The organism is Methanobrevibacter intestini (assembly GCF_047402955.1).
Lineage (GTDB): Archaea > Methanobacteriota > Methanobacteria > Methanobacteriales > Methanobacteriaceae > Methanocatella > Methanocatella intestini.
The window spans coordinates 847,984-862,686 of the sequence record NZ_CP187956.1; the positions used below are offsets into that span (position 1 = coordinate 847,984).

Annotated in this window: 11 protein-coding genes, 3 tRNA genes and 1 other RNA gene; 6 read left to right on the top strand and 9 right to left on the bottom strand. The window is 32.6% G+C overall.

From position 1 onward, the window contains the following. Nucleotides 1–120: 120 nt before the first annotated feature. The 5 genes from ACMC9J_RS03935 to ACMC9J_RS03955 all read right to left on the bottom strand — a co-directional run bounded on the left by ACMC9J_RS03935 (nucleotide 121) and on the right by ACMC9J_RS03955 (nucleotide 6,613). Complete coding sequence (locus tag ACMC9J_RS03935) at nucleotides 121–4,884, bottom strand: cobaltochelatase subunit CobN (protein ID WP_427003628.1); 4,764 nt, start codon at nucleotides 4,882–4,884, stop codon at nucleotides 121–123. A 326-nt stretch (nucleotides 4,885–5,210) separates the two neighbouring features. After that, nucleotides 5,211–5,491, bottom strand: an RNA gene (gene rnpB / locus ACMC9J_RS03940) — RNase P RNA component. A 15-nt stretch (nucleotides 5,492–5,506) separates the two neighbouring features. Further along, a tRNA-Met gene (locus ACMC9J_RS03945) sits at nucleotides 5,507–5,581 on the bottom strand. Between the two features lie 93 nt (nucleotides 5,582–5,674). Further along, nucleotides 5,675–6,202: a hypothetical protein gene (locus tag ACMC9J_RS03950; protein ID WP_019265005.1), complete on the bottom strand. Its 528-nt coding sequence runs from the start codon at nucleotides 6,200–6,202 to the stop codon at nucleotides 5,675–5,677. Between the two features lie 9 nt (nucleotides 6,203–6,211). Further along, nucleotides 6,212–6,613: a membrane protein gene (locus tag ACMC9J_RS03955; protein WP_019265006.1), complete on the bottom strand. Its 402-nt coding sequence runs from the start codon at nucleotides 6,611–6,613 to the stop codon at nucleotides 6,212–6,214. Between the two features lie 91 nt (nucleotides 6,614–6,704). On the opposite strand from ACMC9J_RS03955, the gene map reads away from it, so the two are divergent. After that, a complete protein-coding gene (map, locus tag ACMC9J_RS03960; protein WP_019265007.1) occupies nucleotides 6,705–7,625 on the top strand; it encodes a type II methionyl aminopeptidase in 921 nt (306 codons plus the stop codon). 26 nt (nucleotides 7,626–7,651) lie between these two features. On the opposite strand, the gene frhB is transcribed toward map, so the two are convergent. From frhB to frhA, 4 genes are read right to left on the bottom strand one after another with little or no spacing between them, the layout of a single operon-like run. After that, on the bottom strand, nucleotides 7,652–8,509 hold the full coding sequence (gene frhB, locus ACMC9J_RS03965; RefSeq protein ID WP_019265008.1) for a coenzyme F420 hydrogenase subunit beta: 858 nt from the start codon (nucleotides 8,507–8,509) through the stop codon (nucleotides 7,652–7,654). A 12-nt stretch (nucleotides 8,510–8,521) separates the two neighbouring features. Beyond that, nucleotides 8,522–9,352: a coenzyme F420 hydrogenase subunit gamma gene (gene frhG / locus ACMC9J_RS03970; RefSeq protein WP_019265009.1), complete on the bottom strand. Its 831-nt coding sequence runs from the start codon at nucleotides 9,350–9,352 to the stop codon at nucleotides 8,522–8,524. After that, nucleotides 9,352–9,825: a coenzyme F420-reducing hydrogenase, FrhD protein gene (gene frhD / locus ACMC9J_RS03975; protein ID WP_019265010.1), complete on the bottom strand. Its 474-nt coding sequence runs from the start codon at nucleotides 9,823–9,825 to the stop codon at nucleotides 9,352–9,354. Before frhD ends, frhG begins: the two co-directional genes overlap by 1 nt. A 19-nt stretch (nucleotides 9,826–9,844) precedes the next feature. Continuing rightward, complete coding sequence (gene frhA / locus ACMC9J_RS03980; protein ID WP_019265011.1) at nucleotides 9,845–11,062, bottom strand: coenzyme F420 hydrogenase subunit alpha; 1,218 nt, start codon at nucleotides 11,060–11,062, stop codon at nucleotides 9,845–9,847. Between the two features lie 264 nt (nucleotides 11,063–11,326). Between frhA and ACMC9J_RS03985 the strand changes: the two genes are divergently transcribed. The 5 genes from ACMC9J_RS03985 to ACMC9J_RS04005 all read left to right on the top strand — a co-directional run bounded on the left by ACMC9J_RS03985 (nucleotide 11,327) and on the right by ACMC9J_RS04005 (nucleotide 14,658). Beyond that, nucleotides 11,327–11,860: a PepSY domain-containing protein gene (locus ACMC9J_RS03985; protein ID WP_427003582.1), complete on the top strand. Its 534-nt coding sequence runs from the start codon at nucleotides 11,327–11,329 to the stop codon at nucleotides 11,858–11,860. 114 nt (nucleotides 11,861–11,974) lie between these two features. Further along, nucleotides 11,975–12,048: transfer RNA gene (locus ACMC9J_RS03990), tRNA-Arg, on the top strand. 58 nt (nucleotides 12,049–12,106) lie between these two features. Beyond that, nucleotides 12,107–12,180, top strand: a tRNA-Arg gene (locus ACMC9J_RS03995). A 107-nt stretch (nucleotides 12,181–12,287) separates the two neighbouring features. Next, nucleotides 12,288–12,638 (top strand): ArsR/SmtB family transcription factor, encoded by a 351-nt coding sequence (locus ACMC9J_RS04000; RefSeq protein ID WP_019266751.1) that lies wholly within the window; start codon nucleotides 12,288–12,290, stop codon nucleotides 12,636–12,638. After that, nucleotides 12,628–14,658 (top strand): heavy metal translocating P-type ATPase, encoded by a 2,031-nt coding sequence (locus ACMC9J_RS04005; RefSeq protein ID WP_427003583.1) that lies wholly within the window; start codon nucleotides 12,628–12,630, stop codon nucleotides 14,656–14,658. The genes ACMC9J_RS04000 and ACMC9J_RS04005 overlap by 11 nt, the downstream gene beginning before the upstream one ends. The last annotated feature ends 45 nt before the right edge of the window (nucleotides 14,659–14,703 follow it).

Consider the following 14,703-nt stretch of genomic DNA (forward strand, 5'->3'; position numbering starts at 1 on the left):
AATATAATTTAAGCAAAGTTCAATAAAGTATACCTTGCAAAAAATACATTATAATTAAAGTTATGGTAAGAGAAAATATTTAAAAATTACTATAAAAAAAGAAATTAAATGAAGAATGATTTAATAATCATCTTCATCGTTTTCGTGTTTGTTTCTAGCATACCCGACGACAAATATTGCAATCAAACAGATTACTGCAATAATAAGTACAACAGGAGTACTTGATTGACCAGCTGCAGATTTAGATGCAGAACTTTTAGAAATTTCATGAGCAGTAGCTCCAGATTGACCTTTAGATGAATCTGATTGTGAAGAAGCATCTTTAGATTGAGGTGATGCAATTTTTGCATCAGCCGGATCAACAGAAGTATCTAATCCAGCCGCAGTTGCCCCACCAGCTTCACCACTGCCACTTTGATCATTATTAGTAGTTCCATTTACCAAGACTTGGTCATTATTATTATCATCAGTATCTGAAGTATCTCCATTTGAATCATCAGGATTAGAACTATCAGAGCTACTGTCATCTTTGTAAAGAGGATCAGTTAATGTAGCTTGAGCCAATATTTGAGAATACTTAGCTTTATCAGCAGAAGATAATGAACTAGACTGTATAAGTTTCATGTTGAAATCCAAATTCTTACATGTGTGGTGACAACAAGCAACACCATACTGAATAGCCATTTGAATCATATTATCTGCTAATTTAGTCACCATGTCTGGACTAGCATCCCATTTACCTTGATAATTTAAATACATCATCCATGCGGCCATAGATTGCCAAGCAGCTGCTTGAGCAACATTACCTACACCACTTGCAAGACCCAAATAAGTATTAGCTATTTCATTACCTAATTGAGTGTTTAAATTCTTATTAGCTACAATCAAACCACCATATAAATTTTGCATTTGAGCAGCATAGGATAATGAACCTGCACGTGTACTGAATAATGCATTATAATATAATGGATTTAATATTTTACTACGAATTTCAAATTCAAGCTCTTCATCGTAAGTTCTACTAATATAGTCATTTTTATTCCTTATATCTACAAATGCAGTGTCAGGTTTAGCACCTAACTGTTTAGCTGCATTGTATAAACCACCAAACCAATCATAGTAATCATCAGAATCGAAGAATCTCCAAGTACTATCAAAGTTTTGAGTAATCAAATCAACTTTACCAAGCAAGTATTCATAGTTTTTCCTTTCGTTGTTAATTACGATATTACCATGTTCATCAAGAGTCCAGGAATAAGATACTCTGCTAAGATAAATATCCGCTAAATCCGAATTAATTGTAGTGATATTCCAGTTTGCAGTATTTGGTATAAGAGAATTCATACCAGTACCTTCCAAAACAGCACCAGGAAGACCAAATAACCTGTCAGTCATCGGATTTTCAGCATAATGCTTTTTCAGGAAGTTGTTTGAAACATCATCATCAGTGGAATTTAAAGCTAAACTAACAGCTGTTAACATTAATTTAATCCAATTAGTATTACTTGTAACCATACTTGCAAATACATCAACTCTAGGTCTGTTTACCACTGAACCATTACTTAATTTTACAGTTAAATTATTAATTGGAATTAACTCAACACCAGTAATGTCTCCAGATCTGGACCATGTCGGTTTACAGCCGAGGAAGTACATAAATTCTGCAACACCAATACCTTCAGTCCTTAATATTTCAGTACCCCACAATATTAAAGCAGTAAGTTCAGGCCAGCTTCCATGTTCTTCATAATAATTTGCAAGAAGCAAATCTACAACATTTACTGCAGACTCATAAGCTGCTTTAGAAGGCATTTTTGAAGCATCAGAACTGTGACCAATATGTCCTGTAGGTATTGAATCACTATAAGCAGGATCTGCAAACAAACCTGCAGTAGTATAACTACCAGATAATGCTGCTAACAATGCATCCCATTCATTATTGTTTTGTATTTGAGAAATTACTTTTGAAGCAAATACTAATGATTCATATAATCCAGAAGATTTGTTATAAACTTTAAACTCATCCATTCCAGCTAATTTATCAACACTAGCTGTACCATTTACAAGATTTTCAACAAATGACCTAAACCAGTTAATTACAACTAATTTTTGACCTTCATACTGACGGTCACCTTTAATATCATCATAGTAATCCTTATTTTTTAATTCTGGATAAATATGATGCAATATTTGAGTATATACATCAGTTCTTGAAGTTGTTATTGTAATAACTTCTTCAACAAGTTCAGTTCCATTTAAAACTTTACCAAGAGTATGTAAACCGAAAGTATTGAAATCTTCTGCCATACTATCCAAGTAATTATGTAATCCTTCAAGCCAATCATCAAATTTTTGACCATCAGCAGGTTTGTCAAAACCTAAAGTAGGAGCTAATTCTAAAATTAACTTTTTATAAGCCTCTGCATTGGCTGAAACATTATTTTTTACTTGTTCATTATAGTGGTCGATGTAATTGGATAATGTAGTATAATTACCATATAACTCTGAAATTACCATTGCAGGAGTCATATGAGTGATCATCATAGAACCTATCCTATCTCTAGCTACCATAGCTTCCCCAGGGTTTGATACAATATATGGATATATAGTAGGAGTTAATGTTAACTCAAATGTCCAATCACCTTCATGAACACCAATATTTCTACCAGGTAACCACTCTACAGTACCGTGAGTACCTAAATTAATAATTGCATCACAACCAATAGTCTTATCTAACCATTTATAAAAGGTAACATATTGCTGATGAGGCGGCAATGTCAAATCGTGATAATTTTGAATCTCCTCCCAACCTCTACTTGGTTGGAAAGTGATGAATACCTTACCAAACCACATTCCTGGAATTACAATATATGTCTTATTATATACCATTATTTCTCCAAGACCTGCACCCCAACGGTCAACCATTTGCTTATACAATGTTTGATTCATATCTTTAGTCAAGTTATAAAACTCATCTAATGTAATCAACTGATGATGTTCCATTAACTGATTCCAATATTTTTCAACATACTGATTTAACAAACCTTGAGCCCAGGTACCTTTGTTACCCATTTCAATTATTAAATCAGACAAATCATCAACAGACGGAATGTCAGACTTATCCATTCCAATATCATATCCCGCATCAGCTAAATGCTCAAGTATATCATGAGCACTTTGGAAAACATCCAAATAAGATGCACCAATTTCTGCTTTACCCGGCGGATAATTGTACAAAACAACTGACACAACTTTGGAAGAATTATCCATATCTTTTAAATCTGCCCATCCAGTAGTCATTTTGACCATTTTTTCTATACCGGACTGCACAACATGTACTTTACCCATATTATCTTTATATGATAAAATAACAGGACCAAAGACTCCTTCAAAGCTAGGAATAGAAACTGAAAATGTCCACTCCATTTGAGCACCAAGCTCACTGTCAAAACTGGTTTGAGAAATATCCACCAAACCTTTAACAACAGTTAAATTAATTTTAACCAAATCATCTTCAGCAGATCCTTTACCATAATCTAGAGACCAGCTGTATAATGAAGCTATAGCTGATATACCAATTTGAGAAGTTTGAGTAAGAGTTAATAAAATTGAAGACATTGATGGAGTAATACCTGTTTTAAATATATTAAAAGCAGATCTACCATTTGCTTCATAAGTTCTAATCAAAGCATCCACAACACTTCCACCACAGTAGTAAGAAGCAATAGCTATGAATTTGGTTTCAGGATTTTTCATATTCATATATTTGTTTTCAAATTGTCTGAACAATTCTGCAGGATTCAATTCAGTTTTCATCCACTGCTCATATTCTCCAGTCATCCAATTTAAACTTCCCTTTTTATCATCATTATATCCCGGATGTGATAGAATCCACTGATTAATTTCACTGGCTTTTGGAACTACAGAAAACATTCCAAAATCCGGATGGTAAATACCGCATTCAGGACTTAATTGGGGAGCCCCACCTTCCTGAAGTGTAGGATTTGTGTATTTTTGAGGATTAATTAAATAATAAACATATTTCAAGTAATTTTCCATGTTTGATTTTAAAACATCAGAATTATTAATATCCTGAGCCTGGAAATAAGAACCTATATATGTATTTTCAACAGTATTGTAAGAATTATCTGCTGCACTTGCTCCTACAAAATGAATACCTATATTTTTAATTATTTCATCATTATAAACACCAAAAGTATAAGCAACATTATATTTTGCATTAGCTGGTGAAGAGCTTAACAAATTCTTTAACACCTGAGAAGTAAAAAGACTATATGAACCTTCAGCAAACATATCAACATGCACGAAGTTAGCATACTCTAATAACCATTCTCTAGTCTTGTCATAGTCAGTTGTACTTATATATGCAACCCTTTTAGATAAACTCATTAAATAGTCTACTTTTTCTGAGTGTGATTCATAAGATACTAAAAGCATAATATCTGGAACAAACATGTAATTAACTAAAACAGAAGAATGACTTCCAAGATTTACATTTTCTGTGTGAGTCTCATAAGTAGAATAGCTAAGTTGAACTTTATAATTGCCGGCAGCTAAATTACCAATTGAATAAGCACCTCCAGCACCAGTTTTACCAGCAAATACTAGATTATTTGATGAATCCAAAACTGTAATATTAACACCTGCTAAATCCACTCCGTCTTCAACCCAGGTTTTTGTAATTGGATTATAAGAATCCTTAGTATGAATATCAATACTACCGTCTCCAGCATTAGCAGAAATTACATCAGTATAATAAATATTGCTAACTTCATCTACACTAACACCTATAACATCCCCTAGAACATCATTACTAACTATTGTTTCGTTGTTAGAAACATCCTGCGCAGATACTATGCCCATTGTCATAATAAACATTAATAATAGACAAAAAATAATAAATGCACTTTTATTTAACCTTTTAATATTTTCACCCCCTGTTCCAATTAATTATTTTAAAAGTATAGCAATATTATTATAAATTACTATAATTGTAAATAATACTTTACAATATATAAAACTTGCTAAAGTTTTGAATAACTAAAAAACAATAAAATGAAAATTAATTTATAAATTATCTTAAAGATTATTAAAAAATGTTAATAATTCATACATAAAATAAAAAATAGCTAAAAAAAGATTAAATCAAATTTCATCCAAATAAAAAAAACTAAAAATAAATATTAATGGCATGTTAAGAGTAACCCACCTTCTGTTTAACAGCATTCATCTTAGCGAACTACTTTTGCCTCTTACAGTAGTCATCAGCATTTTTTGTTCTTGCATCCTATGGAATGGCCGTTTCACCGATTCTTTCAATGTCCTCAATTAAATATCATAGTCAACCATTAAAAGACGTGTCGTTTCTGCTCCAGAGTCATACCTCTCAGTATACGTTTTTCAACGCCATAGTCTGTAACGATGGGCGGAGTTTCCTTAGTTAAAAAACCAACAGCTGTCTTTAACTTGCCATATTTATAAAAAGTAGCAGGGCCTAGATTTGAACTAGGGATCTCGGGGTTATGAGCCCCGCGGGATCACCAGACTACCCCACCCTGCTATATAATAAAAAGGTAGTAATTTAAAACTACAGTATATAATCTATGAAATAAACTATATAAATGTTTCTATAAAAATAAGATGGAGATAATGATTAATTATCTTCCAAACTTTCAATTCTTTTGTCAATTTCTTCTAATTTTTTCTCAGTCTCTTTTTGAAAAGCTTTAGAAGATTTTTTAAATTTTTTAAAGCTTTTTTCCAAATCATCAACAGATTGAGTTGTTTTATCAAATCTGTCTTCAAGGTCTTTTAAATCATTAGTAGTAGCTAAAGACCAACTTTGAATTAATTCTTCACTTTTTTCATCTAAAAAAGCATCAATTTTATTAGAAAATGCATCAGTATTTAATCCAGACATATCAATATCACTTAATTTAATTTTAATTCTTTTACTCATTGATTCTTCCTCTTTAGACTCTTCAACAGTGTCTTTTTCCCTAGATAAATCATCATAGTCAGAATCATTTTGTAATATTTCACCCATATGCGGATCTGCAGTAGTTGGAACATAAGTGCGTAACTTCTGAACAGATGCTGGATTATTTTGCAGATAATAATAAACTAAAACTAAAATAGCTACTATTAAAATTACAATTGCAACAACATCAATAGGACTCATAATATCACCTTATTGTTTTTTGAGTTTAGCTTCTTTAGCTTCGATTTCTTTAAGCATTTTTTCTAGTTTTTTCTGTTCTGTTTGTGCTTCCAGGCGAGCTAAACGTTCATTAATTTCACTGTGTAAGTAACCAACTTCACTTCTCACTTGTGTTGTTGATTGTCTTATAGCTGAAAGGCTGTCTTGTTGCTCTTGCGGTAATGGAATTGGATTATCCATTAAACGTTTAGATTCAATATCTTTTTCAACCATTGACATCTTCTTAAGTTCTATCTCTTTTTCAAGAAGTACTATAGAAGCTTTAGATTTAGCAACACTTTTCCATTGAGCAGCAACAATAATCACAACAAAAGCTATTATAATTAAAATAATTAAAATAAAAAGTTGGTCAGGTATTGTTGGAATATCCATAATTGCCTCCATATTAATTTAGTATATTAATAATTAATATAAAATAAAGTATATAAATATTATTATAATAATTAAAGAAAGGTTTGTTAAGATGATTGATTCTTATTTAAAAGCAGGTAAAATTCTTTCCAAAATAAGAAAAGAAGCCTCAAAAATGATTAAAGAAGGAACATTAGTACTTGATTTAGTTGAATTTGTAGAAAATGAAACTATTAAACAGGGAGCAGGTATTTCATTTCCATGTAATGTATCAATAAATGAAGTAGCTGCACATTATACATCTCCATTAAATGATGAAACAATGATTTATGCCGGAGATTTAGTTAAATTAGATTTAGGTACTGAAATTGACGGATATATTGCAGATTCAGCTATTACAGTAATGGCACCGGGTAAAAATTTAGATGAACGTTTTAGCCAGGATGAAATAAATTTAAGGCAGGACATTATTGAAGCATCTGCAGCAGGACTGGATGCAGCCATAAGTACTGTTAGAGCAGGAGTAAGTGTTGGAGAAATTGGTGCTGCTGTTGAAGAAGCTATAAACGAATATAAGTTAAATCCAATAGCTAATCTTACAGGACACAGTTTAGAACAATACAACCTACATGCAGGAATTTCAGTTCCGAATATAGACAACCATGATGAAACAATCCTGGAAGAAGGTCAGGCAGTAGCTATTGAACCATTTGCAACTGACGGAATAGGATTTGTAAATGATGCTCCAGGAACATACATTTATTCTTTCTTAGCTAACAAACCGTTTAGATTAAAACACACAAAAAATGTATTAACTCATATTAAACACAATTATCAGTATTTACCATTTTCCGGAAGATGGTTAACAGAAGAATTTAAAGAAAACAGATTAAATGCATCTTTAAAACAATTATCTGAAGCAATGGCCATTTATCCATACCATCCACTTAAAGAAAAAACAGGCTGCCTTGTAAGTCAGAAAGAACACACAGTAATTGTTGAAAAAGAAGGCTGTACAGTTACAACTTTATAAAAAAAAATAAAAAATAAAAAGAAGATTTAGTAATAAGTAGGAGTCATAACTCCCATTTTTGCTCTTCTTTCTATTTCTTTTTTACCTTTGTCTTTTTTACCTTTAGCTAATTTTTCAAGTAAACCAAGACCAGGTTTTACATCATCCATAGGTTTTGTTTCAATTAAACCAGCATCTACTGCAGCTGAAAAAACATCTACACCTGCACCAGTTCTGGTTAATACAGTAGACCATCCATCTGGAGCACCAACAGATCCTGTTGAAATATCTGCAAATTCACAAACATAATCATTACAGACATTACATCCTGCTTGTTCATATCCATGAGTGGATTTAATTGGAATACCTTGAGGTTCATCACTACCTTCGGTGTATATCCAGAATTTTCCTTTTCCAATATCCATTTTTGTTACTTTATCCAAATCAACATCCATTAAACCTTTAGTAAAAGTATCTAATGAAGCCATTGGGAAGTTTTCCATACAAAAGATACCAATTAATAAGTTAATTTTATCAGCAATAAATCTTGTGGAAAATGGATATGCTTGCATTTTTCTAATACCCTGCATTTGACAAGGAGTAACAACAGTTCCAATTGATTCAATACCATATTGACGTGCTGCTTCTTTTATTCCCCATACATTAGGAGACATTGAATATTTAGTTCCGGCAGCTGCAAGAACTTCATCAGCAGTGGTAGCTATTTCTGGAACAGGAACCCAGTCATCACCTGGGTCTCCAGCTACAACAGCACCTTCAATAATATTATTTTCTAATGCATAAATAAGTAATGCAGAAGCAATACCACCGTCTTGAGCTACTTCCTGAATTCTTTTATCAGTGGATCTAGCTGCTACAGCTTCTTTATAAGTACCTAATACCATAATCAACTCCTCCTAAAGTCCTGTATCCTTTTTAATTTGTGTTAAAGGTAACCATGATCTTGGACACATTGTGTAACAAGAACCACATTTAATACATCTGTCAGTATTAATAGTCGGTCTGCCTTCAACCATATCTATAGCTCTAGTTTGACATGCAAGAGCACAACTTCCACAGCCGCTACATAATCCTTGACGGATAATGTTGTTTAATACATCACAACCGCATGCAGTAGCACAAGTTGCTAAATCAAGTGCTGGTTGTAAGTATTCCATATCACCATTACATAATGCAACAACAGTTTTTGCAATCATTTCAGGAGATACTGGACAACCTGGAAGTGCTACATCTACTTTTACTAATGAACTAACTGGTAAGAAAGATTCATGTTTAGGTTGAGCTTGTTGTCCTCCACGAGCATAAGTTGTAAAACAACCATTAAGAGCACAAGAACCAAATGCACAAATCAGATCAGATTTTTCTCTAGCTTCTAAAAGCTCATGTACACTGTGTTCATCTTGCAAACATACAGAACCTTCAATTAAACATAAGTCCATTTCTGGCATTTCCCATAAGTCAACTAAAGTTTGACCATAAACAATATCTACCATATCTGTAAGTACAACATCTAAAATGTCATAGTTTTCAGTTAAGGACATACCGTCTCCAGTACAACCACTTAAGTGAATGTAACCTATACGTGGTTTGTTGGTTGCTGTTTCTTTTTTGGTTTCTGCTACAGGAGCTGCTGTTTCTTCAACTTCAGGAGCAGATTCTATTTTTTGTTTGGTTTCTGCTTTAGGTTTTTCAGAACCACCAAAAGCTTTTCTAATTTTATCAAACATTATTTTACCCCGATTTCTTTTAAAATAATATCCATAGCTTCAGGAATTGCCTTTTCAACAGGTTCAGTTAAACCCATTTCAACATCAGGAGAGGAAATCTCTTGAGGTTTGCATCCAACAATAATCACTTCACAATCTTTAGCAAGGTCGTGAAGAGGCTCTTCAACAGGCCAGGAATGAACATTTTCATATTTTCCTCTAGGCATGTCATAAGGGCTAAATACTTTAACAGTCCCCGGTTCTGCATCAAACTCAACAACATCAATTACAATAACTTTTTTCCAATATTCATCAGGAAGAGAAAAAATAAAGTGTGTTGCTCCAGTTCCAGCATCAATAAACATAACTTCGTCAGGCATTTCTTTGTCTTCGAAATATTCTTCCAATTTATGAATCACAAATGGTCCAAAACCATCATCTTTAAATAAAATATTTCCGCATCCCACTACGATTGTCTCTGCATGATAAGGCATATAATTTCCTCCTAGCTCCTTATATTCTCACCATATCGTTTTTAAGTATGCTTTTATCCTCATCATCAACTACCATTACATGAGTTGCACATGATAAACATGGGTCATAAGCTCTGATAACATCTGCACCAAATTCGTGATGGAAACCTTCAGTAGCTGGTCCCATTGTTGGAATATTCCAGGTAGTTGGTACAATAGCTGAATAGAATTGGATTTTACTATCTTTAACAGTAGCCATGTGTACATTAGTACCCCTAGGTCCTTCAATTACACCAATACCTAATTTACCAGTTCCTCTATCATCATAATCAGCTCTAGCTGGAGCAGAAGTATCAATTTGTTCAAGAAGATCAATAGTTAAATTATAATTATTTAACATTTCCTCAGCTCTAGCTACATGTTGAGCAACTACACCTTTGTCTTTAAATCCGTTGAATTTTTCCATTCTTGCTCTAGGACCTGTTTCAACATTTTTACCATTAATTAAAGGAATGGTTGTACATGCTTTTTTACCTATTTCAGGATCATCATACCAAGCTTCCGGTAAAACTTCTGAGAAATTATCATAATCAAATTCATCAAGATTACCATATGATGGACTAGATGCTAAAAGTGGTACATCAACAACACCTAAACCTTCAGGAAGTTCTCTTGCAGCAATGAATGATTTCATTAATTCCACATGTTTTTCAAAATCAGGTTTAAAAGCTTTTAATCTATCAATTAATTTGTCTTTTGTAGCTGAAGTAATATTTCTAGCCATACCACCTATCCTAATATCAGATGGATGAATACCTTCACCAGCAAGCATATCAACTACATATTGCACATTTTTCCTAACAGCAGACACACTTTTAACTGCAGTAGTGAAATCTTCTTCAGGTACAAAATCAGGTGCAATTAAAAAATGATGAATTGCAGCACTGTTAACACTGTGAGCAGCCAAAGTAGCTTCCCTTAATAATTTTCCTGCTTTAGGAACTTCGATATCTAATGAATGGTCGACAGCTTCTACAGAAGCTAAAGTGTGTGGTATTGGGCAGACACCACAAATCCTTTGACATAAAACAGGAGCTGTTTCAGGATTTTTACCTGCAACCATTTTTTCTAAACCCCTAACTGGAGTGATACTTAAATATCTACCTTTTGTAACAATCCCTTCATCATCGACTTCCATGACAAGTTCCGCATGACCCTCTTGACGAGATGTTGGGGATATAACTATTCTGTCTTTCAAATGTGTCACCTCTCTTTTCAAAAAATAATTAGAAACTAACATTTAATATTTATAACCAATATTCATATATATAATATAGTTTGTATAATAAATAGAAAAGTATATATACTATAATATAAATTTTTATTAAATGAAGTAAAATAATTAATAATATGGATTAAATTTATAAGTTAAATTAACCTAATAATATATTATTGTAAAAAAAATAGTACATTCTATTTAAAGTTAATTACAATTTTATTAATTAAAAATGGAGGTAATACCTTGGATAAATCAAATATAATAATTTCTATCATAATTGTTATATGTATTGCTGCAGGAGTTGCTGCTTATGGAATAACTAATAGTGAAAATCCGGTTTTCAGTAATTTAAATAGTGTAGACTCCGGTAGTGGTGATTCTGGCAATGGTATTGGAAACAACACAACACACCATGATTCCCAAAGTACCAACAGTCATGGAAGCGGAAATGGAGGAACAGGAACAGGTAGTGGAAGTGGTGTTAGTTCAGGTTCTGGATCAGGTTCAAGCTCAAGCTCTGGATCAGGCTCAGGCTCAGGATCTGGAAGAGGTCATCATCCTACACCTTCACCTACCCCAAGCACTCCAAAAATAACTTCAGGTGAAGCGAAATCAATAGCAAATCAAAATATTGAAGCAGTTGGATGGTATGCTGGAACCCCAACATTATCTGCAGACAAAACTGTTTGGTATGTTCCAATTTTTGATCAAAGCGGTGCAACTGTAGACAGTATTGAAATAAATGCCAATACTGGTGCGGTTATTGGAAGAGGATAATTAAATTATCCTCCTTATTTTATTTTTTAAAAATTTTTAATTTTAAAATAATAGCTTTAAATATAGTTAACTATAAATACTAAAACATACAAAATTTAGTATTGTTGTATATAAGGGCCCGTAGCCTAGCTGGATAGGGCGTCGGACTTCTAATCCGAAGACCCCGGGTTCAAATCCCGGCGGGTCCGTATTTCTTATAAAATCTTTTTTTAAAAATACAGAACTTATTAAATAATATTTTAACATGGGCTTGTAGCCTAGTCTGGAAGGGCGTAAGACTCCTAATCTTAAGATCGAGGGTTCAAATCCCTCCAAGTCCGTATTTTTTTTAACTAATTTACAATCATTTAGCGATAGCTTTCTTTAAAAAAATTAATTATTGAGGCAAACAAAAACTTTATATATGTTCATATGAATATATGTTCATATGAGTTCAAATGATGTATGTGAAATCAAAAGTATCAGAACAGATATTGTTGATGATATTGCTCATAAAATGAAAGATGATGATATTGTTCTAAAAACATGTAATCTTTTTAAAATATTAGGAGATGCTAACAGAGTAAAGATCATTTTAGCACTCCAATATGATGAATTATGTGTTTGTGAGCTATCATTACTTCTTGATATGAGCCAATCTAGTATATCACATCAATTAAGACACTTAAGAAATAGTAACATTGTTAAATTTAGAAAAGAAAATAAACAAATATTCTATTCTTTAATTGATGAAGAGATACTCAATATCCTTAAAGAAGGCGAAGAATATGCAAACTAACCATGCTGCACATAAACATGACCATTCAGAAGAACATCATCACCATGATGAAGATGACTGCTGTAGCCACGACCACCACGAACATCACCACCATCATGACGGAGATGACTGCTGTGGACATGATCATGGTCCAGGATGTGCATGTGAAGCAGATTTATTAGAAAATATTGATAAAGAAGCAAATGTAGAACAGTCAAAAAAACCATTGGGAATATTTGCAATAGGTATAATCCTTTTAGCATTCGGATATGCATTAGAAATGTTTAATGTTGTCAATCCTATTGTAAGTCAGATAATCTTCCTAATAGCTGTAATTTATGTAGGAAGACACATAATAACAGAAGGGATTGAACATTTATTTGAAGGAAAAGTTAAAATTGAATTATTAATTACAATAGCTACCTTTGGAGCATTCCTCCTCCAATCCGGAGAAGAAGGTGCAATGTTAATGATTCTTTTCTACTTAGGTGAATACCTAGAACATTACTCCCTAAATAAATCTAAAAGCTCATTAATAGAACTTGTTAAATTAACCCCTGATACAGCTATGGTAAAACATGGTGATCACGAACACGAAAAAGCAGTAGCAGATATTACAATTGGAGATGTTGTTGTTGTAAGACCTGGAGACAAAATACCTGTTGATGGAATTATTGTTGAAGGAACAACATCTGTTAACCAGGCTTCAATTACTGGTGAAAGTTTAGCAGTAAGCAAAAGCATTGGAGATGAAGTATATGCATCTACAATAAATGAAGAGGGATACATTGAAATTGAAGTAAACAAAGGTAACGATGATACAATATTTGCTAAAATTATTGAATTGATTAAAAATTCAGAACAGAACAAAGCACATATTGATGTATTTATCGACAGATTTGCTGAATATTACACTCCAATTGTTGTAGTATTGGCTATTTTAGTAGCTATTTTACCTCCAATATTATATGGAGCTTCAATAACTGACTGGACTTACAGGGCATTAACCCTTTTAGTTATATCCTGTCCTTGTGCATTAGTAATATCCACTCCTGTATCTATAGTATCAGCTATTACTAAAGGTACTAAAAACGGTATTATTATTAAAGGTGGAGAATATGTTGAAGAATTAGCCAGAATCAAAGAAGTTTTATTTGATAAAACCGGTACTTTAACTGAAGGTAAACTTGAAATAAATGAAGTTCAAACCTGTGGAGAACATGATAAAGAGGAAATACTTAAAATAGCATGTTCTATTGAATCCAAATCAAAACATCCTATTGCACATACATTTGTCCAATACAAAAAAGATCACGGCATTGAATTAGAAGAAGTGGAAAACTTTGAATCAATAGCTGGAAAAGGTTTAAAAGGAGACATTAACGGAAAAACTTACTTCATAGGTAACAAAACTTTATTCAGCCAGGACATTAATCTTGAAAATAATGGAATGAGCACTACTGTAATCATCGGAACTGAAAATGAAGTTTACGGTTTAATTACCTTAAAAGATAAAATTAGAGATGAAACTCCATCTACAATAGCTAATCTTAATGCTAAAGGAATTAAAACAACTATGATTACAGGAGACAATGAAGCAACTGCTAAGTTAGTGGCTGATGAAATTGGATTAAGCAGTTACCATGCAGATTTACTTCCTCAAGATAAAGTTAATATAGTATCAGATGCTGTATCAAAGCATCAGGATGTAGCTATGGTTGGTGATGGTGTAAATGATACTCCATCTCTTGCCCGTGCGAATGTAGGAATAGCTATGGGTCTTGAAGGTGCAGATGTAGCTATTGAAACAGCAGACATTGTTTTACTTGAAGACAAGTTATCCAAAATTAATTTACTTGTTGATTTGGCTAAAAAAACAATGGGTAAAATCAAATTCAATGTTGCTTTCTGTTTAAGTGTGAAAGTAATATTAATGATACTTGGTATTGCAGGATACATCAGCTTATGGGAAGCAGTTCTTATTGGAGATATGGGAATTACTTTACTTGTAGTAGGTAACTCCTTATTGCTTGCAAAATAGATATATTCAAATTATCTATTTTTCTTATTTTTTATTGATTTCATT